The sequence below is a fragment of the Bradyrhizobium sp. USDA 10063 genome, from assembly GCF_054063735.1.
The window spans coordinates 6,862,632-6,881,845 of record NZ_JBSSGP010000002.1 but is presented as its reverse complement, the minus strand read 5'-3'; the positions used below and the strand labels follow the sequence as shown (position 1 = coordinate 6,881,845).

Below are 19,214 nucleotides of genomic sequence, written 5' to 3'. Positions count from 1 at the left end.
GGACGGCCTGGTTATCACCCCGGGACCTTGCGCCCGCGCCCGAAAAGCCCGATTCTATCAGGTGATATGACCACTGCACCGAATCTGCTCAATGCGCCCGAATTCACCGTCTCGGAACTGTCCTCCGCGCTGAAGCGAACGGTGGAGGACCGGTTCGGCCATGTCCGGGTCCGCGGCGAGATCACGGGCTTCCGCGGCCCGCATTCCTCCGGCCATTGCTATTTCGCGCTGAAGGACGAGAACGCCAAGATCGAGGCGGTGATCTGGAAGTTCGCCCACGCCCGCATGCGCTTCAAGCCCCAGGAGGGGCTCGAGGTCATCGCGACCGGCAAGCTCACCACCTATCCGAACTCCTCCAAATACCAGATCGTGATCGAGGCGCTGGAGCCGGCCGGCATCGGCGCGCTGATGGCGCTGATGGAGGAGCGCAAGAAGAAGCTCGCCGCCGAAGGCCTGTTCGACGAGGCGCGAAAGCAGCTATTGCCCTGGCTGCCGGAAGTGATCGGTGTCGTCACCTCGCCGACCGGCGCCGTGATCCGCGATATCCTGCATCGCCTGGAGGACCGCTTTCCGCGCCGCGTGCTGGTGTGGCCGGTCAAGGTGCAGGGCGACGGCTCCGCCGAGCAGGTCGCCGCCGCGATCCGCGGCTTCAACGCGCTGGGCGAAGGCGGAAGGATCCCGCGACCCGATCTTCTGATCGTCGCGCGCGGCGGCGGTTCGCTGGAGGACCTCTGGTCCTTCAACGAGGAGATCGTGGTCCGCGCCGCCGCCGACAGCATGATCCCGCTGATCTCGGCTGTGGGCCACGAGACCGACATCACGCTGATCGATTTCGCCGCCGACAAGCGCGCGCCGACGCCGACGGCGGCGGCCGAAATGGCGGTGCCGGTGCGCAGCGAATTGCTTGCCGAGGTCGCAGCCCTTGCCCGGCGCGCGTCCGTGTGCTGGCAGCGCGGCCAGGAGGCCCGCCGCAACGAATTGCGGGCCGCCGCGCGCGCGCTGCCGGCGCCGAGCGAACTTTTGGCAATTCCGCGGCAGCGGCTGGATCATCTCGGTGCCGCGTTGCCGCGCGGGTTGAAGGCGAACACGCACGCGCATTTCCGCCGCTTCGCGTCCACCAGCGGCCGGCTGACGCTGCGCGTGCTGCACGGGCAGATTTCGCATGCCAGGCAACGCCTGACCGTGTCGGGCGAGCGGATAGCGCTCTCGGCACGCTCGCTCCTGCGCAGCCGGCGCGAGCGCTTTACCGGCCTCGAAGTTCGCTTCAAGGCTTCCAAGCTCGCCAATGCGCAGGCGCAGCGCAATGCGATCGCTCGCCAGCGCGAACGCACCCATCGGCTCGCCGAGCGCGCGCAGCGCGCCATGGTCACGCTGCTGCAGCGGCTGGATGCGCGCGTCGGCCAGAGCGGAAAATTGCTGGCGGCCCTGTCCTATCGCAGCGTGCTCACGCGCGGCTTTGCGCTGGTACGCGACGACGCGGGACATCCGGTGCATGCCGCGGCCAGCGTCGGGCCGAATGCGCAACTGTCGATCGAATTCGCCGACGGCCGGGTGGCCGCCACCGCTGATGCCGATCGCCCTGCCGCCGCAGCGCCTCCCGCCCAGCCCAAACCGGTCACGCGCGACTCGAAGCCGACGCCAAAGCGGATAGCAAAGCCGGTCGACCAGGGCAGCCTGTTCTAGCGCGCGAGCCAGGCGGAGACCTGTTTCTGGGCGTCGGTGCGCGCCGCCTTATCAGTGCCGACGTGGCCGCCCTCGGGCACCGCGGCATCGGTCGCTTCGGCAATCGCGTGCAGCGGCAGGTTGGCGAGGTCGAAGTCGTGATAGGCGCCGGGATAGACGATGATCCGGGCCAGCGCGCTGCGGCCGCGCGCGCCGTCGACCATCTGGTGGCAGGCCGGCGGCGAGCTCACATCGTCGTTGCCGCCGATCATGACCAAGGTCGGCACCCGCGTGCTCCAGCCGAGCCTGGAGGACAGCCGGCAATCCGGATAGAACGCGATCGCCGAACGGAAATCCGGCTCGGTGCCGCGCGACAGGAGTTGCGGCCGCACGGCCCATAACAGCGCGCTGGCGCCGTTGGCCCAGCCGATCAGGCTGATGCGCTCATGCGCCACCCAGGGCTGCTGCATCAGCCATTGCCGCGCCGCCACGATATCGGCGACCCGCTCGCGGCGCGCCAGCACGTGCCGTTCCCGCTCCTTGACGCGGCATTGCGGGCCGAGATCGCGCGAGCCGTAGCTGTCGGGCAACAGCACGGCGTGACCGGCCCTGAGCAATTGTTCCGCCCAGTCGCGGTAGCGCGGCAAGACCGGCTCCGAACGCCCGGTGAGACCGCCGCAGCCATGCAGCGCAATCACGGTCGGAAACGGGCCGTTGCCATCGGGCTTATAGAGCTGCGCGTGCAACGTGAGATTGATGGCGGGAATATCGACCTGGTGCGGAGCGGGCAGCGGCGCCGCCGTCGCGGCGGAAGCCACGGCAACGAGCGTCAGGAAAATGGCTGCTGACAAAAACCGCATCTCAATTGGCCGGATCATGGTGTCGCTGCTGACCGAGCGGACCATACTTGCGAAACTATCATGCAGTCTGGCCGCAATTCATCACAAGTCGGTGGTTTAACCTGCGGACATTACAGCCTATTTATGGTAGGTATAAATCGCAACCCCAACGAGGCCTTGGGTTTAGGCCGGGCGGAGAGTTTCATAGTGCTGAACAAGTTCGGTCCCTCGGGTCATGGCGAAGCGCAGGTGCAATATCTGGATGGCGATTTCCGCGTGATCTCGCCGGGAACCTATGTCCGCTGCGCCATCACGGACGTACGGATCCCGCTCGACGAGCTGAAGTATTGGAGCGTCGATCTGCAAGAGCCCTATGCAACCCCAGGCGCAGTGCTGCAGCGGCATTTTCCCGCGGCGCTGAAGCAGCAGGGATAGCGCGCATTCGTTCGTAGCCCGGGTTACGGGCTGCTCCGCGGGCGCGATGCCAGACCCTCATGGTGAGGAGCGCGTAGCGCGTCTCGAACCATGAGGCCCCGCTCTCGCTCCCGGGCCCATCCTTCGAGACGGCCGCTTCGCGGCCTCCTCAGAGGGTGAGAATGATTCGCCTTGTCCGGAGAATTTTACATGTGATGGGCTGGAAGGCACAGACCGTAAAGCTTTTCGGTTGAGCCGGCGCCGAATGACCGCGATCTGACCTCCGGGCCGGTGCTGCGGCTGCTGCGGCGCTTTGTGGGCACCTGCTGGCGTGGACGCCTCTGTTCATGCCGCGACCTGCGCCTTGGCGTGCAAGGCGAGGAAGCGCATCATGTTGTGAGCGACGGCGAACCACAGCAGATGGAGGCGGGCCTTGATCTTGCCGCGCAGGGTTAGCTGGCGCAGTCCCATGCGGCGGGCATGGGCATTGATGCATTCGTGCTCGGCGCGCAGTCGGTAGAATGCCTTACCGTCCTTGCTCTGCATGCGTTCACGCCAATCCGCGACGCCAACACCGTCACCCTGCTTCGGCGCATAAGGGTCGGTGCCGTGCCTGGTTTGCCCCGCCGGGCACCACAGTTTGATATCTTTGGCGTGGGCCCACTCGATGTCGTCGTTCTTGGTGAAGCCGCCGTCGACCAGATAGTTGGAGGGGTCGTAGCCTTCAGCGTGCACCGTCTCGATCCCCGGTTGCGCCAGGCCGCGATCCGAGCCGCTGGTATCGATGTCGACCGCAACGATCACCTGGTGTTCCGGCGCCGAGATGATCTGCATGTTATAAGCCGGACGCCACCCACCATCGGCCATCTTCATCACCCGCGCGTCGGTATCGGTGGTCGAAGCGCGCGGCTCCTTCTGCTTGGCCACCTGGTTCTTGTTGGTCTTCTCGCGCCGCTCCCGCTCGACCTCCAGTTCCTTCATGCGCTGCTGCGCCGCCGCGATCCGCGCCTCGCGCTCGCGGGCGCCACGCGCCTTCGCCGCCCGCTGGCGACGATCGCCAGCCGCCGGATCCGTCTCGGCTTCAGCGCGCAGGCGCGCCACCCGCGTCTGCGCCGCGGTGAGCAGATCATCAAGCCGCGCGCGCCGGCGGAAGGAACTCGCCCCGGCACCCGCGCGCACCTGCAAGCCATCCTGCGCCAACGTGTCGAGCGACACCAGGCCAGCTTCCACCATGGATGCGACCCCCTGCGCCAGCAGCCGCTCCAGAACTGCCATATGCGCGATCCGGAAGTTCGACAGGCTGTGATAGTTCATCGACACCCCGCCGCATAACCAGCGATAGACCAGATGATCGCGGCACAGCCGATCCAGTTGGCGGGCGCTGCCCACCCCATCGACCGTGGCCCACAGCCAAAGCGCCAACATCAGTTCCGGTGCTGCTGGCGGATGTCCGGGCTGGCCCTCGCGCGCCTTGATCACCTCGTGCAACGCCGACAGATCCAGCCCCTCGACGAACGCCCAGACCGAGCGGACCGGATGATCCTCCGAGATCAGATCGTCCAATGCCGCCACCTGCATGCCGATCTGACTGCGTTCCGGCACCCGCAGCCGCAGCGCACCACGCCCTTCGGCCTGCGGTCTTTCCTGCTCAGGTAACCCCTCGAACAATTGCTCGTCAGCCATCGTCAGCCCCTGCCTCGCGCGCAATGCAAGCGAATCACAGCACCGCGGCTGTGGCAAATGCTCATTGCCTAAAGATTCTCACGCTCTCAGGATGAGGGCGTCACGTGTGGCCGCTTGCGTTCTGTAGCTCGGGTGGAGTGAAGCGTACCCAGGCTACGAATTGGTCTCTTGGAAACCGCGTTCGCGCGCTTTGAATAGGCTATACGCGACGAATTTCCGCAATGCGGCTCCGTCCTCGAACTCCAGCGTCACAGCGAACGGCACCACCGCCTGCGCCCAGACGGGCGACTCGCCGCGCAGCTTGAGCCGCGCCAGATCCTTTTCCGTGGTCACCAATGTCAGCCCGTCGCGTGTGGCCTCCGACAGCAGGGCATCGATGTCGGCCTTCGAGAACACGTGGTGATCGGGGAATGCACTCTCCTTGATGACGTCGATGCCGCTCTTCCTGAGGGTGTTGAAGAAGCGCGCGGGATCGCCGATGCCGGCAAAGGCGAGCACGCGCCGGCCCTGCAGCGAGGTCAGCGATGCATCGTCCGGGCGCAGTCGCGCCGTCAGCACCGGCTTTCCGCGCACGGCAATCTCGGTCGCCAGCATCTTTGCCGCGGCGCCGTCGCCGACCACGACGAGCGCGTCGGTGCGCGCGATCTGCGGCGCGAGCGGCGCACGCAACGGACCGGCCGGAAACACTTTGCCATTGCCGAGTCCGCGGTGACTGTCGATCACGACGATCGAGGCATCCTTGGCGACCGCCGGGTTCTGAAAGCCGTCATCCATCACCAGCACGCTCGCGCCTTGCGACTTCGCCAGCGCAACGCCGTCGGCGCGGTCGCGCGCGATCACGACCGGTAGCTGCTCGGCGAGCATCAACGGTTCATCGCCAACATCGGCGGCGGAATGTGTGGCAGGATCGACCTTCACCGGTCCGCGCAATTGGCCACCATAACCGCGGCTGAGCACGACCGGCACTTCGCCGAGATCGCGCAACAGTTTCGCCAGCGCCAGCACTGTCGGCGTCTTGCCGGCGCCGCCGGTGTGATAATTGCCGACGCAGAACACGGGAATGCCGGCGTCAATCCCCTTGCGCTGCATGCGCTTGGCGGCGATGGCGCCGTAGAGCGCGGCGAGCGGCTGCAACAGATGCGATTTCCAAGATGCCGGACCGTGCCAGAAGGCCGGCTCACGCATTGGCGGCTCCCATCTCGATCCGTAACTGCAACAGATACGGTTCGAGCGCCGCAAGCGTGCGCTCCAGCGCGCCGCCAAGTTGCCGCACCACATGTTCGGCGGCCCCCAGCGCGGCTTCGCGCGCCTTGGCATCGTCCAGCAACCGGCCGAGCTGCTTCACCAATGCGTCCTGCGTCTCGGCGCGCCGTGCGCCGCCGGCACGGTCGAGCGCCTCATAGACGTCAGTGAAATTGAAGACGTGCGGGCCGTGCACGATCGCGGCGCCGAGCTTCACCGCCTCGATCGGGTTCTGGCCGCCGTGCGGAACCAGCGAGCCGCCCATGAACACGATCGGCGCCAGCCGATAGAACAGGCCGAGCTCGCCCATGGTGTCGGCGATATAAATGTCGGTGGTCGCAATCGGCAGTTCCTCGCGCGAGCGCAGCGCACCGTGCAGGCCGGCCGCCTCGACGACACGCGCGACCGCCTCGCCGCGATCCGGGTGCCTCGGCACGATCACCGTGAGCAGCGAGGGAAAGAAACCCGCAAGCGCGCGATGCGCTTCCACGAGCTGCTCTTCCTCGCCGGGATGGGTGGAGGCCGCGACCACGATCGGCCGGCCGCGCGTCACCGACATCAGCCTTTCCAGCTTGGCAGGATCGGCCGGCGGCGCTGCGACGTCGAGCTTGAGGTTGCCCGTGATGACAACGTTGCGGCTGCCGAGCGCCGAAAAGCGTTCTCCGTCCATCCTCGACTGCGCCAGGCAGATGTCGAAGCGGTCGAGCAAGGCCGAGATCGTGTTCGACATCCGCTGCCAGCGCGGAAACGAGCGCTGCGACATCCGTCCGTTGATCAGCACCATGGGCAGGCGGCGCGCGGAGCTCGACAGGATCAGGTTCGGCCACAGATCCGACTCGATGAACAGCGCCAGCGACGGCCGCCAGTGATCGAGAAAGCGGGCGACATAGCGCGGGGAATCATAGGGCACGTATTGATGGATGACGTCAGGCGGGAAGCGCTTGGCGACGATGGCCGCCGAGGTGACGGTGCCGGAGGTGAGCAGGATGCGCAGGTTGAGCTCGCGCAGTTTCTCGATCAGCGCCGCCGCTGCCAGCACCTCGCCGACGCTGGCGCCATGGATCCACACCAGCGGGCCGTGCGGCCGCACATCGGCGCTCACGCCACGCCGTTCGCCGACGCGGGCCGGATCCTCCTTGCCGAGCTTCAGCCGCCGCCGGATCAGCGCAGGCGCGAGCGGGACCATCGCGGACGATAGTCTTTGGTAGACCCGCAACGTCATCGGCAGCGAGTTAGCCAAGCGCTCCCTCCGGACGCCCGACGGCGGCATAGGCCTTTCGGGTCGCTTCGTTCAGCAAAGCCTCCACCCTGAGCCGCAGCGTTTCCATGGTCGCGGCGTCGGCGTCGGGCGGCACCTCCACGGAATCGATGCCCACCAATGCGCCCCTTCCGAATGGCAAATTGATGGTGGTGGAATCCCAGTTTTTCAACCGGATGAACCGGCTGGTAACCATGGCAAAAGGCATGATCGGCCGGCCCGACTCGCGGGCCAGCATGATGACGCCGAGGCCGGCGACCCGGGCGCGCTTGGGCACGTCGGCGGTGGTCGCGACGTTCCACTTCTCCTCCAGCGCCTTCACCATCTCCCTGAAAGCGCCGACACCGCCCTTGCGGTGAAAACTGCCGGAATGATCGCCCGACCCCCTGATGGTGCCGACGCCGAGCCGCTCGGCCGCAATCGCGTTGAACTCGCCGTCGCGATGGCGCGAGATCAGGACCTTGGCGCGGTAGCTCCCCCTGATCCGGATGAAGGGGGTCATCAGGTGCTGGCCGTGCCAGAACACGAAGATGCAGGGCATCTGCGGTTCCACCTGCTCGTAGACGTCAGGCGGCTCAAAGCTGAACCTGTTGGTCAGCCAGACCAGCCGCAGATATTCGGCCGCAAGCAGGCCCAGCGCACGCTGCACGAGGCCGCTGCGCAGAAAATCGCGAATCAGTCGTTTCAAAGGGAAGGCTTTGTGTCTTGACCCGGATCGAGCAGCCGATGGAGGTGGACGATGAAATAGCGCATATGGGCGTTGTCCACGGTCTGCTGCGCCTTTGCCTTCCAGGCCGCGTGAGCGCTGGCGTAGTTCGGATAGACGCCGACGATCTCGACCTGATCGAGATCCTTGAAGGTGTTGTGCTGGAGGTCGATCAGCTCGCCACCGATGACGAGATGCAATAATTGCTGCGGCTGGGCACTATCTGACATAACGGTTTTTCCTGATGAGATGCCCGGCAGGGAAGTCCTGTGGCGCGAGGCGGTCAGTGCAACGGGCGGTTGCGAAAATGCTCGACAATACGTGCATGACGATCTTGTCCCGCTGCCACCAGCACCCCATGCGCCAGCTCCCGGCGATTATACTCAATCGCATCCCCCGAAAGCGCGGTCATCTTACCATCCGCTTCCTGCACGATCAAATTCGCCGCCGCAAGGTCCCAGTCGTGGCTATTGCCGCCGGCGAAGGCCGCGTCGAGCGCGCCATGCGCGACCCGGCATAGTCTGAGCGCCAGCGAACCGATTCGCGGATGCAGCGTGATCTCATGCGTCGAAGGGCTCAGTCGCTGCAGGAGCGGCTTCGGGCCGGCCATGCGGGAGAAATCGAGATCGGTGCCCGCGGCCGCGCGGACCGCGATGCCATTGCGCGTGGTGCCCTGCCCGCGCACCGCGAAGAAGAACTCCTCGCTGGCGGGCGCGAATACCGCCGCCAGCACGGGCGAGGCATTTTCGACCAGCGCCACGCTGACACACCAGTCCTCGCGCCCGGCCAGATAGGAACGGGTGCCGTCGATGGGATCGACGATCCACACCAGGCGCTTGCCAAGCCGCGCCTGGTCGTCGGCGCTCTCTTCCGACAGCCAGCCGTAATCCGGCGTCGCCGAACGCAGGCGCTGCTCGAGCAGGTCGTTGACCGCGATATCGGCCTCCGACACCGGCGAAGAGGCGCCCTTGATCCAGTTCTTCAACTCGGTGCGAAACAGCGAGAGCGCCAGCGCCCCCGCGTCCCGCACCGTCTCCGCCAGCAGACCGGCGTCGCGCGCCAGGATCGCGTCGTCCGTATCAGCGTCCGCCAAGCGTCAGTCCCTCGATGCGCAAGGTCGGTGCATTCACGCCGTAGCGGAATTCCAGATCGTTCGCGGCGACCAGCGATTTGAACATCGCCAGCAGGTGCCCTGCGATGGTCACTTCGCTGACGGCGTAGGTGATCTCGCCGTTCTCGACCCAGAAGCCAGAGGCGCCGCGGCTATAGTCGCCGGTCACACCGTTGACGCCGGAGCCGATCAGGTCGGTGACATAAAAGCCCTGCTTGATGTCGGCGATCAGTTCCTTCGGCGTCGCCGAGCCCGGCTCGAGATGTAGATTGTAGGCCCCCGGCGACGGCACCGAGGAGACGCCGCGATGCGCATGTCCCGTCGTGACCATGCCGAGCTCGCGCGCGGTCGCGCAATCGAGCAGCCAGGTGGTGAGCACGCCTTCATCGATGAGGGCCGTCTTCTTCACCTTGACGCCCTCGGCGTCGAAGGTCTGCGAGCGCAGGCCTCGCACGCGCAGGGGATCATCGATGATGCGGACGTTGCTGGCGAACAATTGCTGGCCGAGACGATCCTTCAGGAAACTGGTCTTGCGCGCGATCGATGCGCCATTGATGGCGCCGACGAGATGGCCAACCAGCGAATTCGAAACGCGCGGATCATAGACGACAGGCACCTTGCAGGTTTCGACCTTGCGCGGATTGGTGCGCGCCACCGCGCGCTCGGCCGCCTTGCGGCCGACGCTTGCAGGCGTTGCGAGATCGGATGCATGCAGCGCGCTCGTGAAATCATAGTCGCGCTCCATGCCGGTGCCCTCGCCCGAGATCGCGGTCATCGAGATGCCCTGGCTCGAGCGCAGATAGGAACCATGGAAACCGGTCGAGGTCACCAGCACCATGCCGCCGATGCCGGAGGAAGCCGACGCGCCGCCGGACTTCGTCACGCCTTTCACCGCGAGCCCCGCGGCTTCCGCCTCGGTGGCGCGGCGTTCGAGTTCCGCGGTCGACGGCACGTTGCGGTCGAGCAGGTCGAGATCGGGGAAGTCGCGCGCGAGCAGCGCGGGATCCGCGAGCCCGACATATTTGTCGTCGGGCGCGACACGCGCCATCGCCACGGCGCGCTCGGCAAGCTTGGCGATCCCATCGCCAGTGACATCATTGGTCGAGACCACCGCCTGGCGCTGGCCGACCAGCACGCGCAGACCGACATCGTCGCCTTCGGAGCGCTCGGACTCCTCGACGCGCCCGTCGCGCACCTCGACACTCTGTGAAACGCCGCGCACCGCGATCGCATCCGCCGCATCCGCGCCGGCGCGCTTGGCCGCTTCGACGAGACGCTGCGCCAGTTCACTCAAGGCCGACTGGTCGAACAGGCCGGTCGCGGATTTCTCGGCTAGCGATGGTGAAGGGTTCACGAACAGATTCCTGACATTGAAGGGGCCCGACGGAACGCGACGCGCCAAGCCCACCAAATGTGCCGGATTTGCAGCGATTTCAAGCATTTTGCCGGCGCGATGAAGAAGAATTGCTTGAGCCCGTCAAGGTCTCGTCAAGCATGTGCGCCTTTGACCTCTCTTTAACCAGCCTTTTTAAGCTGATCCGGAAACGGCTGCGCTAAGGTCTCGCGCATCGACCGGGAACATAATCCCGGCGGGGAGATAAAGCCGTGAGGCGTCAAACAGCAACAGGCGGGCTCAACCCCGCCGGGTCGGGCCGTGTGCAACGGCTCGACCCGCTTTCTCTTCCGCTCAGCTTCCATGCGCAGGACGTCCGCGCGGACGGCGGCGTGCGGCAGGTTGAACTTCACCACGAACGCGTCGTGCTGCGCCGTGCCGTCAAAGGCATGCGGATGGCCGTCAATCTTCGCGTCAGCGACTTCATCGGCGTCGCGTTGCGCGACTTCGGCGACGAGCAGCTACTGACGCTCGTCCACCGCGATCCGTCACTCACGATTCCGCTTGGCGTCAGTTCCGATCGCGACGAGATCGAAAGCGCCTGGCAGATGTGGAGCGACGTGCTCCGCCTGCCGCAACTGAGCGAGCAGGCGCCGCGCGAGCCTGCGGCCCGGCGAAGGCGCCGCAACGTCATTCACACGCGCCGCCCGCGATTCCTGGTGCGCCGTTGTAGCGGTGGCGCGCTCGATGCGGCCCGCGTCCATCGCGGCGAACGCGAGATCATCGCGCGGGATTGAGCGGGACGACGGCTCGCACCACAACACGCGCCGTCATTCCGGGGCGCCGCGAAGCGGCGAGCCCGGAATCCATTTCACCACCAGTACATGCGGCCCGATGGATTCCGGGCTCGCGCTAAGAGGCGCGCCCCGGAATGACCGGGACGCGTCAGCGCATCACGGCGTCAACGAGCAGGCCGGCGAACAGGATGAGGCCGGCGTCGCGGTTGGACTTGAAGATGCGCAGGCACAACGCGGGATCCCTGATGTCGAGCCGCTTTATCTGGACGGCCAGATGCACCGCGAAGGCGGCGAGGCCGATCCACGCGAACCAGCGCGCGCCCGCGAGCACGAGCGCCGTGCCGATCAGGACAACCGCGAGCGAATAGAACACCGCGAGCATCTTGTGCGTCGCTGCGCCGAACAGGCGTGCCGTCGACTTGATGCCGATCAGCGCGTCGTCCTCGGCGTCCTGATGCGCATAGATGGTGTCGTAGCCGATCACCCAGGCGATCGAGCCGGCATAGAGCGTCAATGCGGTCAGATCGATGCGCTCGAGGATGACGGCAAATCCCATCAGGGCGCCCCAGGAGAAGGCGAGCCCCAGCACCACCTGCGGCCACCAGGTGATGCGCTTCATGAACGGATAGATCGCGACGATGATGAGCGAGGCGATGCCGGTCATGACCGCAAAACGATTGAACTGCAGCAGCACCACGAGACCGATCAGCGCCTGCACGACCAGGAAGATCAGCGCCTGCGTCACGCTCACCTGCCCCGCCGGAATCGGCCGCGACCGCGTCCGCTCCACTTTCGCATCGAGATTGCGGTCGGTGATGTCGTTCCAGGTGCAGCCCGCGCCGCGCATCACGAAGGCGCCGATGAAGAACAGCAGGATGACAAGCGGGAGCTGGCGGAGGTCATGGGCGATGCCGGCCGCGAGCGCCGCCGACCACCAGCACGGCATCAACAACAGCCACGAGCCGATCGGCCGGTCGAAGCGGGAGAGACGCAAGTAAGGCCGCGACCAGGACGGCGCGTGGGTGTCGACCCAGTTGCCGGTCGCATCGGCAACACGGGCGGTGACGTCGCTCATCGCGACAGCACGTTGCCGTTCAGCGTGTCAAAGGTGCTGCCGCCCTTGCTGCGGGTTGGCGTCGCCTCGGGTGCGGAGGCAGACCCCAGCACTTCGCTCAAGGTCGGGCCGGCCGGCCCGCGCGCCTGTGTCGCCATCTGCTGCGCCACCGCGCAGACCTTCTTCTGCATCGCCTCGGTGTTCTTGTGGCCGTTCTGGAGCTGCTCGAGGATCTGCGGCGGGATTCCGCATTTCGCCGAGTTGTCCTTGACGTATTTCATCATCTTCAGCTCGGCCTGGCTGTAATTGCCGATGAGCTTGCAGGCCTCGTCCGGTCCAGCCTTCTTTTCGCCGGCGACCTTGATCAGCTTGCCGCGCCGCTCGGTCTCCTCGCGCAAGGGGATGAAGCCCTTCATGCAGGCATCCGACGGGCCCGCGCCCGCAGATGGGGGCTGCGGTGGTGCAAACCCGCCACCGCCGCCCGCAAGCGGAGTTGCACCTTGGCTTGGGAAGGCCGAAGGCGCGCCGATCGACGCGGACGGAGCTGCGCCGTTGACCGGCGGGAAGGGCGAGGCGTTAGCAGGCGCTGCGGCCTGCTGACCGGGCAGCGGCGCGGGAAATGCGCCCTGCGCAAAGGCCTGGCCGGCGTGGAGCACCACGGCGGCAACCGTCAGCGACACCATCAGGCGGGTCATCAAGGATATTTCTCCGGCAGCCGGCTTCCAAGCGAAGCACAATTTCCATGCGGCTTTTTACGATTCCAGCCGATCCTTAACAACCCGTGGATTGGGGCAACAGCGCGGCGTCACGCCGCGCCATCGATCAAAAATAAGCTACGGATTCTAGCGCTTTAGGCTAAAAGCGCGGACTCTTTGGGCATGATCTGTTCGGAAAACCGGTTTCCACTTTTCCGGATCATGCCTCCGACGGAACATTAACAGATGCCGGACTACGACTTTCGCGCCCCTCGCCTGTTCGTCGATGCGCCCCTGCAGGCGGGCGAAACCGTCCCGCTGGACCGCGACCAGAGCAACTATCTCGGTAACGTGTTACGGCTGAAGGCTGGGGACACCATCCTGGCGTTCAACGGCCGCGATGGCGAATGGCAGGCCGAGATCAGTGGCCGCAAGCGGGCGGACACGCTGACCATCCACCGCCAGACCCGGCCACAGGATCGCCTGCCCGACATCGCCTATGTCTTCGCGCCCTTAAAGCACGCCCGGCTCGACTACATGGTGCAGAAGGCGGTCGAGATGGGCGCGTCGCGCCTGCAGCCGGTCCTGACCCGCTTCACCCAGGTTTCGCGGGTGAACGGCGAGCGGATGCGCGCCAATGTGATCGAGGCAGCCGAGCAATGCGGGATCACCGCCCTCGCCGAGGTCGCCGATCCCGTCCCGCTCGAGCGCTTCCTCAGCCGGCGCGCGGGCGACCGGCTCCTGGTATTCTGCGACGAGGCCGCCGACCTCGGCGATCCCCTGCAGGCGCTGCAGCAGGGGGCTGCCACCGACGGCATCGACGTGCTGATCGGCCCGGAGGGCGGGTTCGCCGAGGAAGAGCGGACGCTGCTCCTGCGCCAGCCCAGAATCCTCCGGCTGTCGCTGGGGCCGCGGATCCTGCGCGCGGACACCGCAGGGGTCGCGGCGCTGGCGCTGGTCCAGGCGGCACTCGGGGACTGGGGCCCAAAGGGCTAGGCCAAAGGGCTAGGCAATGCCGGCTTAAATCGGTAAGGCACGGCCCATTAAGCGATTTGGCCGATGCCGGTCGAAACAGCGCTTTTGCCGTGCTAAGGGCTCGCCCGCAAACCCTTGAACCGCCCTTGGGCCACTTCGGGAACCCGCTTTCGGGCTAGTTGGACGTCGAGATGACCGTAACTGCCACCACACGCGGTGCCGCCACCTCCGCCGCATGGGCGGATGCGCTGCTATTGTCGTTTGCGCAGGCCGGTTACGTCAGGGCCGAGCCGGCGATCCTGCAGCCGGCCGAGCCGTTCCTCGACCTCTCCGGCGAGGGTATCCGCAAGAGCCTCTACCTCACCACCGACGCGAGCGGCGAGGACCTGTGCCTGCGCCCGGACCTGACCATCCCCGTGGCGCGCGATTACCTGGCCTCGCCGCAGGCCGGGAGGCCGGCCGGCTTCAGCTATCTCGGGCCGGTATTCCGTTATCGCGGCGGTCAGCCTAGCGAGTTCCTGCAGGCTGGGATCGAATCATTCGGCCGCCAGGACCGCGCCGCAGCCGATGCCGAGATGCTGGCGCTGGCGCTGGAGGCGACGGCGGCGTTCGGACTGACTGATGTCGAGATTCGTACCGGCGACGTCGCCTTGTTCAATGCGCTGATCGAGGCCCTCGGGCTCTATCCGGTGTGGCGCCGCCGCCTGATCAAGGATTTCAACCGCAAGGTCAGCCTCACCGAGGATATCGAGCGGCTGACGCTCGCGGGTGGCCCCGGCCGCAATGAATATCAGGGCGTGCTGGCCGCGCTCGCCGGCTCCGACCGCAAGGCGGCGCTGGCGCTCGTCACCGACCTGATGTCGATCGCCGGCACCACCAATGTCGGCGGCCGCACCGTCGCCGAGATCGCCGACCGCTTCCTGGAACAATCGACGCTGAAGGCCGGCGCGCTGCCGCGCGACGCGATCGCCACCATCAAGCGCTTCCTGTCGATCACGGGCGAGCCGGACGACGCCATCGCGCAACTGCGCACGCTGGCTGAGGACGCCAAGCTCGACCTCTCCGGCGCGATCGACGAGTTCGAACGCCGCGTCGGCTTCATGGCCGCGCGCGGCATCGATACGAGCGAAACGCGCTTCTCGACCTCGTTCGGGCGCGGGCTGGATTACTACACCGGCTTCGAGTTCGAACTGCACGCCAAAGGCAACGGCGCCGAGCCGCTGGTCGCCGGCGGCCGCTATGATGGATTGATGACACAGCTCGGCTCGGCCCAGCCGATCCCGGCGGTCGGCTTCTCCGTCTGGATCGAAACGCTGACGCAGCTCGGCAAGCCTGTGCGCGGAGGCAAGGCATGAGCGCGCCCTTCGTTCTCGCGGTCCCGTCGAAGGGACGTTTGCAGGAGAACGCCGAGGCGTTTTTCGCCCGCGCCGGATTGACGCTGTCCAAGCCCGGCGGCGCACGCGACTATCGCGGCACCATCGCCGGGCTGGACAATGTCGAGATTGCCTATCTCTCGGCAAGCGAGATCGCCTCGCAGCTCGCGCGCGGCATGGTGCATCTCGGCGTCACCGGCGAGGACCTCGTGCGCGAGAGCATCGCGGACGCCGACAAGCGCGTGCACCTGATCGACGGGCTAGGTTTCGGCTACGCCAATGTGGTGGTCGCGGTGCCGCAGGCCTGGATCGACGTGCGCACCATGGCCGATCTCGACGACGTCACCACGGGCTTCCGCGAGCAGCATCACCGGCGGATGCGGATCGCGACCAAGTACATCAATCTGACCCGAACCTTCTTCGCCTCCCGCGGCATCCTCGACTATCGCATCGTCGAGAGCGCAGGCGCGACCGAAGGTGCGCCGGCGGTCGGCACGGCGGAACTGATCGTCGACATCACCACGACCGGCGCGACGCTCGCCGCCAACGGATTGAAGGTGCTGGACGACGGCGTGATCCTGCGCAGCCAGGCCAACCTCGTCGCCTCGAAAGATGCCGACTGGTCGACCGAGGCCCGCGAAGCCGCGCGCGTCATCCTGGATCACATCGCCGCTCGCGCCCGGGCGAACAAATATCGCGAGGTCCGCACCCGATTCAAAGGATGCGATGCAGCATTGCTGGCGGAGGCTCACAACCGCTTCGGCGTGGTCGCCCCATTCGGCGGGCCGACTTCGTCAGGCATGCTGACGCTGCACTGCCCACCGGCGCAGCTTTATCCGCTCGGCAGCTTCCTGCGCGAGCATGGCGCCGATACGGTGTCGGTGGTCTCGCTCGACTACGTCTTCGACCGCGAGAACCCGCTGTTCGCCAGACTCGAAGCGTTCCTGCGGCAATGATGCCGCGCGCCCGTTCATCGTGGCGACAGCTACTGGGCGCTACCATATATTGTTGATGATCTGGAACCTAATCGATGACGCTGGGCTCTGACGTTTCCGGCCTGACCACCACCACGGCGGATGCCGCGGCGCAAGGGCTGTCGATCGTCGTTCCCGTCTACAACGAGGCCGCGGGGCTCGCGCTGCTGCATGAGCGATTGATCGGCCTCGCGCGGACGCTGAAGGACCGCTACGGGCTCTCGTGCGAAGTCGTCTATGTCGACGACGGCAGCAAGGACAACACGCTCTCGATCGCGCGTTCGCTGTCCCCCGACACGCTGGATGTCCAGGTGGTGTCGCTGTCGCGCAATTTCGGCAAGGAGGCGGCGCTGATGGCCGGCCTCGACCATGCCCGGCGCGGCGCCGTGCTGTTCATGGACGGCGACGGCCAGCATCCGCCGACCCTGGTCGAGAAACTGGTCTCGCACTGGATCGATGACGGCTACGATGTCGTCTATACCGCGAAGGCGCATCGCGACAACGAGCCGTTCCTGCGCAGGCTTGCGGTGCACGGCTTCTACGCGCTGATCAACTGGGGCGCGCGGCAGAAGATCCCCGAAGATGCCGGCGACTTCCGCCTGCTGTCGCCGCGTGCGGTGGCGGCGCTGCGGCAACTGCCCGAGCGCAACCGCTTCTTCAAGGGCCTGGCAAGCTGGATCGGCTTCCGCCAGATCAGGGTCGACTACGAGCCGGCGCCGCGCGCGCATGGCGTCACCACCTTCAGCGCGACGCGGCTGATCGGCCTGTCGATCGAGGGACTGACATCGTTCTCGGTGGCGCCGCTGCGCTTCGCCAGCCTGCTCGGCGTGCTGCTGGCGACCGCGGCCTTCCTGTTCGGGCTCTCGATCCTGTGGGAGGTCTTCACGACCGGCAAGCAGGTGCCCGGCTATCCCTCGCTGGTGATCGGACTGATGACGATCGGCGGCGTGCAACTCATCATGATCGGCATTGTCGGCGAATATATCGGCAAGATCCTGTCCGAGCTGAAGGCGCGGCCGATCTATTTCGTCGCCGAACATAGCGAGAAGCGCGCCGGCCCCGATGCGGCTGCTGCGGGCGGCGAACGGACCGCGGCGGAATGAACGACGCCGCGCAGCCGCGCCGGATCTGGCTCTGCGCCGACGATTACGGATTGAGCGAGGGCGTCAACCGCGGCATTCGCGATCTCATCGCGCGCGGCCGTCTCAATGCGACCTCGGTGATGGTGGTGGGCACGGCAGTCGGCCGCGACGAAGTGGCGGCGCTGAAGAGCGTTGCCGCCGAAAGTCCGCGCTGCGCAATCGGCCTGCACGCGACGCTGAGCGCGCCATTCCGCCCGCTGACCATGCATTTCCGGCCCGTCAATGGCGGCCTCTTCCTTCCGTTCGCGAAGATGTTGCGCGCCGGCCTGCTCCGGCGGCTTGATCGCGAGATGATCCATGCCGAGCTCATCGAGCAGCTTGCAACCTTCAAGGACATGTTCGGCCGCGCGCCTGACTTTGTGGACGGCCATCAGCATGTGCAATTGTTTCCGCAGGTGCGCGACGCCTTCCTGCGCGCGGTGAAGCAAGCCGCGCCCGGAGCCTGGGTGCGGCAGGGCGGACGCAACCAGCCATTATCGCAGCGCATGCGCGCGCCGAAAGCGCTGGTGCTGGATACGCTGAGCGCGCAGTTCAGGAAGCGCGCACGACGCGCCGGCATTCCCTTCAACCCGGCTTTTGCCGGCGCCTATGATTTTTCGGGATCGCCCGATTTCGGTCCCCTGATGCGACAATTTCTCGAGGGACTGCCCGACGGCGGACTTGTGATGTGCCATCCCGGCTTTGTCGATGAGATGCTCAGGGAGCTCGATCCGCTGACGACCCAGCGCGAAAGAGAGCATGCGTTTCTTGGCAGCGAGCACTTCCCGGAAATGCTGGCGGCGAACAATGTTACACTGGCTTGAATGCGCGCAGGAAAATCCGCCGGTCGTTTTGTCGCATACTGAAATTTAATTCGCTGCCCCACTCCTTGCGCCACAATGGCGGCCCTACATGTTCCGCGCTTCGACGCAGTCGACGCGATGGAGGAGAAGGCCATGACCCCGCAAGAACGCCAATTGATCGACGATCTCTTCGACCGGCTCGCCAAGCTGGAGAACGCCCCGCGTGATCCCGAGGCCCTGGCCGCCATCTCGGAAGGGCTGCGCAAGGCGCCGAACGCCGCCTATGCGCTGGTGCAGACCGCTCTGGTGCAGGACGAGGCGCTGAAGCGCGCCAACGACCACATCCAGCAATTGGAAGCGGAGCTCGGCGGCGGACAGCAGCAGCAGGGCCAAGGCGGCGGCTTCCTCGATTCGATGCGCGATGCGATCTTCGGCCAGAACCAGAATCAGTCGCGCGGCTCGGTTCCGCCGGTGCGCCCGCCGGAGCCCGGCAGCCGCCCGGTCTGGAATAGCGGCCAGGCGATGCAGCAGGCGCAGGGTCCAGGATCCTACGGCCAGCCGCCGTATGGCCAGCCGCCTTACGGCCAGCAGGCCCAGCCCTATGGCGCGCCGCAAGCGGGTCCGTTCGGCGGTGGCGGCGGCTCGTTCCTCGGCACCGCCGCGGCAGCGGCTGCCGGCGTGGTCGGTGGTTCGCTGCTGATGAACAGCATCCGCGGGCTGATGGGCGGTGGCGGTGGTCACCAGGCGTTCGGGGACTCCGGCAATGTCGGCGACAGCAAGGCGTGGGGCAATGACCAGTCCGGCGGCAATCTTGCGCGCGACGCCGGCGTCAACGACATCGGCTCCGGTGGACGCGACAACGACTCGCGCTCCGGCCTGTACGACCAGGCGTCGAACAACAATAACGACGACGACGATGGATATGGTCCCGACGATGACGACGATGGGTTCGATGACGGCGGCGACGACGGCGGCAGCGACTACGCGTAAGCCGCGTGCGGATTGAAAAGCAGAACGGCCGCTCGAGAGAGCGGCCGTTTCTCTTTATCCGTCGTCCCGGGCTTGACCCCGGGACCCATAACCACCAATGGGTGTGGTTGCGCGAACTGGTGGCCCCAGCTTCATCCAATAGGAATAGCTGGGGTTATGGGTCCCGGGTCTGCGCTTCGCTTGC

Annotated in this window: 19 protein-coding genes; 9 read left to right on the top strand and 10 right to left on the bottom strand. The window is 66.2% G+C overall.

Annotated elements, in window-relative coordinates:
• Positions 1 to 66: 66 nt before the first annotated feature.
• Positions 67 to 1,683, top strand: a complete 1,617-nt coding sequence (xseA, locus tag ACVJGD_RS34430) for an exodeoxyribonuclease VII large subunit (RefSeq protein WP_456638374.1) — start codon at positions 67 to 69, stop codon at positions 1,681 to 1,683.
• Here the strand turns inward: xseA and ACVJGD_RS34425 are convergent.
• Positions 1,680 to 2,522 (bottom strand): dienelactone hydrolase family protein, encoded by an 843-nt coding sequence (locus tag ACVJGD_RS34425; protein ID WP_456640462.1) that lies wholly within the window; start codon positions 2,520 to 2,522, stop codon positions 1,680 to 1,682. The two genes, xseA and ACVJGD_RS34425, sit on opposite strands and share 4 nt — an antisense overlap.
• A gap of 186 nt (positions 2,523 to 2,708) precedes the next feature.
• On the opposite strand from ACVJGD_RS34425, the gene ACVJGD_RS34420 reads away from it, so the two are divergent.
• Positions 2,709 to 2,936 (top strand): DUF2093 domain-containing protein, encoded by a 228-nt coding sequence (locus tag ACVJGD_RS34420; RefSeq protein ID WP_456638373.1) that lies wholly within the window; start codon positions 2,709 to 2,711, stop codon positions 2,934 to 2,936.
• 324 nt (positions 2,937 to 3,260) lie between these two features.
• Here ACVJGD_RS34420 and ACVJGD_RS34415 read toward each other — a convergent pair whose 3' ends face one another.
• The 7 genes from ACVJGD_RS34415 to ACVJGD_RS34385 form a co-directional block, all read right to left on the bottom strand.
• Positions 3,261 to 4,598, bottom strand: coding sequence for an IS1182 family transposase (locus ACVJGD_RS34415; RefSeq protein WP_456638372.1), 1,338 nt, complete (start codon positions 4,596 to 4,598; stop codon positions 3,261 to 3,263).
• A gap of 153 nt (positions 4,599 to 4,751) precedes the next feature.
• Positions 4,752 to 5,783, bottom strand: a complete 1,032-nt coding sequence (gene lpxK, locus ACVJGD_RS34410; RefSeq protein WP_456638371.1) for a tetraacyldisaccharide 4'-kinase — start codon at positions 5,781 to 5,783, stop codon at positions 4,752 to 4,754.
• Complete coding sequence (locus ACVJGD_RS34405; protein WP_456638370.1) at positions 5,776 to 7,110, bottom strand: 3-deoxy-D-manno-octulosonic acid transferase; 1,335 nt, start codon at positions 7,108 to 7,110, stop codon at positions 5,776 to 5,778. The genes lpxK and ACVJGD_RS34405 overlap by 8 nt, the downstream gene beginning before the upstream one ends.
• Positions 7,073 to 7,786 carry a lysophospholipid acyltransferase family protein gene (locus ACVJGD_RS34400; protein WP_456638369.1) on the bottom strand — a complete coding sequence of 238 codons (714 nt, stop codon included), beginning with the start codon at positions 7,784 to 7,786 and terminating at the stop codon, positions 7,073 to 7,075. The genes ACVJGD_RS34405 and ACVJGD_RS34400 overlap by 38 nt, the downstream gene beginning before the upstream one ends.
• Complete coding sequence (locus tag ACVJGD_RS34395) at positions 7,783 to 8,034, bottom strand: DUF4170 domain-containing protein (RefSeq protein WP_454616885.1); 252 nt, start codon at positions 8,032 to 8,034, stop codon at positions 7,783 to 7,785. Before ACVJGD_RS34395 ends, ACVJGD_RS34400 begins: the two co-directional genes overlap by 4 nt.
• A 53-nt stretch (positions 8,035 to 8,087) precedes the next feature.
• Positions 8,088 to 8,897, bottom strand: a complete 810-nt coding sequence (locus ACVJGD_RS34390) for a 3'(2'),5'-bisphosphate nucleotidase CysQ (RefSeq protein WP_456638368.1) — start codon at positions 8,895 to 8,897, stop codon at positions 8,088 to 8,090.
• Positions 8,884 to 10,269 carry a TldD/PmbA family protein gene (locus ACVJGD_RS34385; protein WP_456638367.1) on the bottom strand — a complete coding sequence of 462 codons (1,386 nt, stop codon included), beginning with the start codon at positions 10,267 to 10,269 and terminating at the stop codon, positions 8,884 to 8,886. The genes ACVJGD_RS34390 and ACVJGD_RS34385 overlap by 14 nt, the downstream gene beginning before the upstream one ends.
• A 251-nt stretch (positions 10,270 to 10,520) precedes the next feature.
• On the opposite strand from ACVJGD_RS34385, the gene ACVJGD_RS34380 reads away from it, so the two are divergent.
• Positions 10,521 to 11,045 carry a DUF6101 family protein gene (locus ACVJGD_RS34380; protein WP_456638366.1) on the top strand — a complete coding sequence of 175 codons (525 nt, stop codon included), beginning with the start codon at positions 10,521 to 10,523 and terminating at the stop codon, positions 11,043 to 11,045.
• A gap of 148 nt (positions 11,046 to 11,193) precedes the next feature.
• On the opposite strand, the gene ubiA is transcribed toward ACVJGD_RS34380, so the two are convergent.
• Together ubiA and ACVJGD_RS34370 are read right to left on the bottom strand one after the other, a co-directional pair.
• Positions 11,194 to 12,120 carry a 4-hydroxybenzoate octaprenyltransferase gene (ubiA, locus tag ACVJGD_RS34375; RefSeq protein WP_456638365.1) on the bottom strand — a complete coding sequence of 309 codons (927 nt, stop codon included), beginning with the start codon at positions 12,118 to 12,120 and terminating at the stop codon, positions 11,194 to 11,196.
• Positions 12,117 to 12,797: a hypothetical protein gene (locus ACVJGD_RS34370; RefSeq protein WP_456638364.1), complete on the bottom strand. Its 681-nt coding sequence runs from the start codon at positions 12,795 to 12,797 to the stop codon at positions 12,117 to 12,119. Before ACVJGD_RS34370 ends, ubiA begins: the two co-directional genes overlap by 4 nt.
• Positions 12,798 to 13,040: 243 nt before the next feature.
• Here ACVJGD_RS34370 and ACVJGD_RS34365 point away from each other — a divergent pair, with 243 nt between their 5' ends.
• From ACVJGD_RS34365 to ACVJGD_RS34340, 6 genes are all read left to right on the top strand, one after another.
• On the top strand, positions 13,041 to 13,790 hold the full coding sequence (locus ACVJGD_RS34365) for a 16S rRNA (uracil(1498)-N(3))-methyltransferase (protein WP_456638363.1): 750 nt from the start codon (positions 13,041 to 13,043) through the stop codon (positions 13,788 to 13,790).
• Positions 13,791 to 13,960: 170 nt separating this feature from the next.
• Positions 13,961 to 15,124: an ATP phosphoribosyltransferase regulatory subunit gene (locus ACVJGD_RS34360; protein WP_456638362.1), complete on the top strand. Its 1,164-nt coding sequence runs from the start codon at positions 13,961 to 13,963 to the stop codon at positions 15,122 to 15,124.
• Positions 15,121 to 16,098 (top strand): ATP phosphoribosyltransferase, encoded by a 978-nt coding sequence (gene hisG / locus ACVJGD_RS34355; protein WP_456638361.1) that lies wholly within the window; start codon positions 15,121 to 15,123, stop codon positions 16,096 to 16,098. Before ACVJGD_RS34360 ends, hisG begins: the two co-directional genes overlap by 4 nt.
• A gap of 74 nt (positions 16,099 to 16,172) precedes the next feature.
• Complete coding sequence (locus ACVJGD_RS34350; protein ID WP_456638360.1) at positions 16,173 to 17,219, top strand: glycosyltransferase family 2 protein; 1,047 nt, start codon at positions 16,173 to 16,175, stop codon at positions 17,217 to 17,219.
• Positions 17,216 to 18,061: a ChbG/HpnK family deacetylase gene (locus ACVJGD_RS34345; protein WP_456638359.1), complete on the top strand. Its 846-nt coding sequence runs from the start codon at positions 17,216 to 17,218 to the stop codon at positions 18,059 to 18,061. Before ACVJGD_RS34350 ends, ACVJGD_RS34345 begins: the two co-directional genes overlap by 4 nt.
• 132 nt (positions 18,062 to 18,193) lie before the next feature.
• Positions 18,194 to 19,030 carry a DUF2076 domain-containing protein gene (locus ACVJGD_RS34340; protein ID WP_456638358.1) on the top strand — a complete coding sequence of 279 codons (837 nt, stop codon included), beginning with the start codon at positions 18,194 to 18,196 and terminating at the stop codon, positions 19,028 to 19,030.
• Positions 19,031 to 19,214 lie beyond the last annotated feature (184 nt).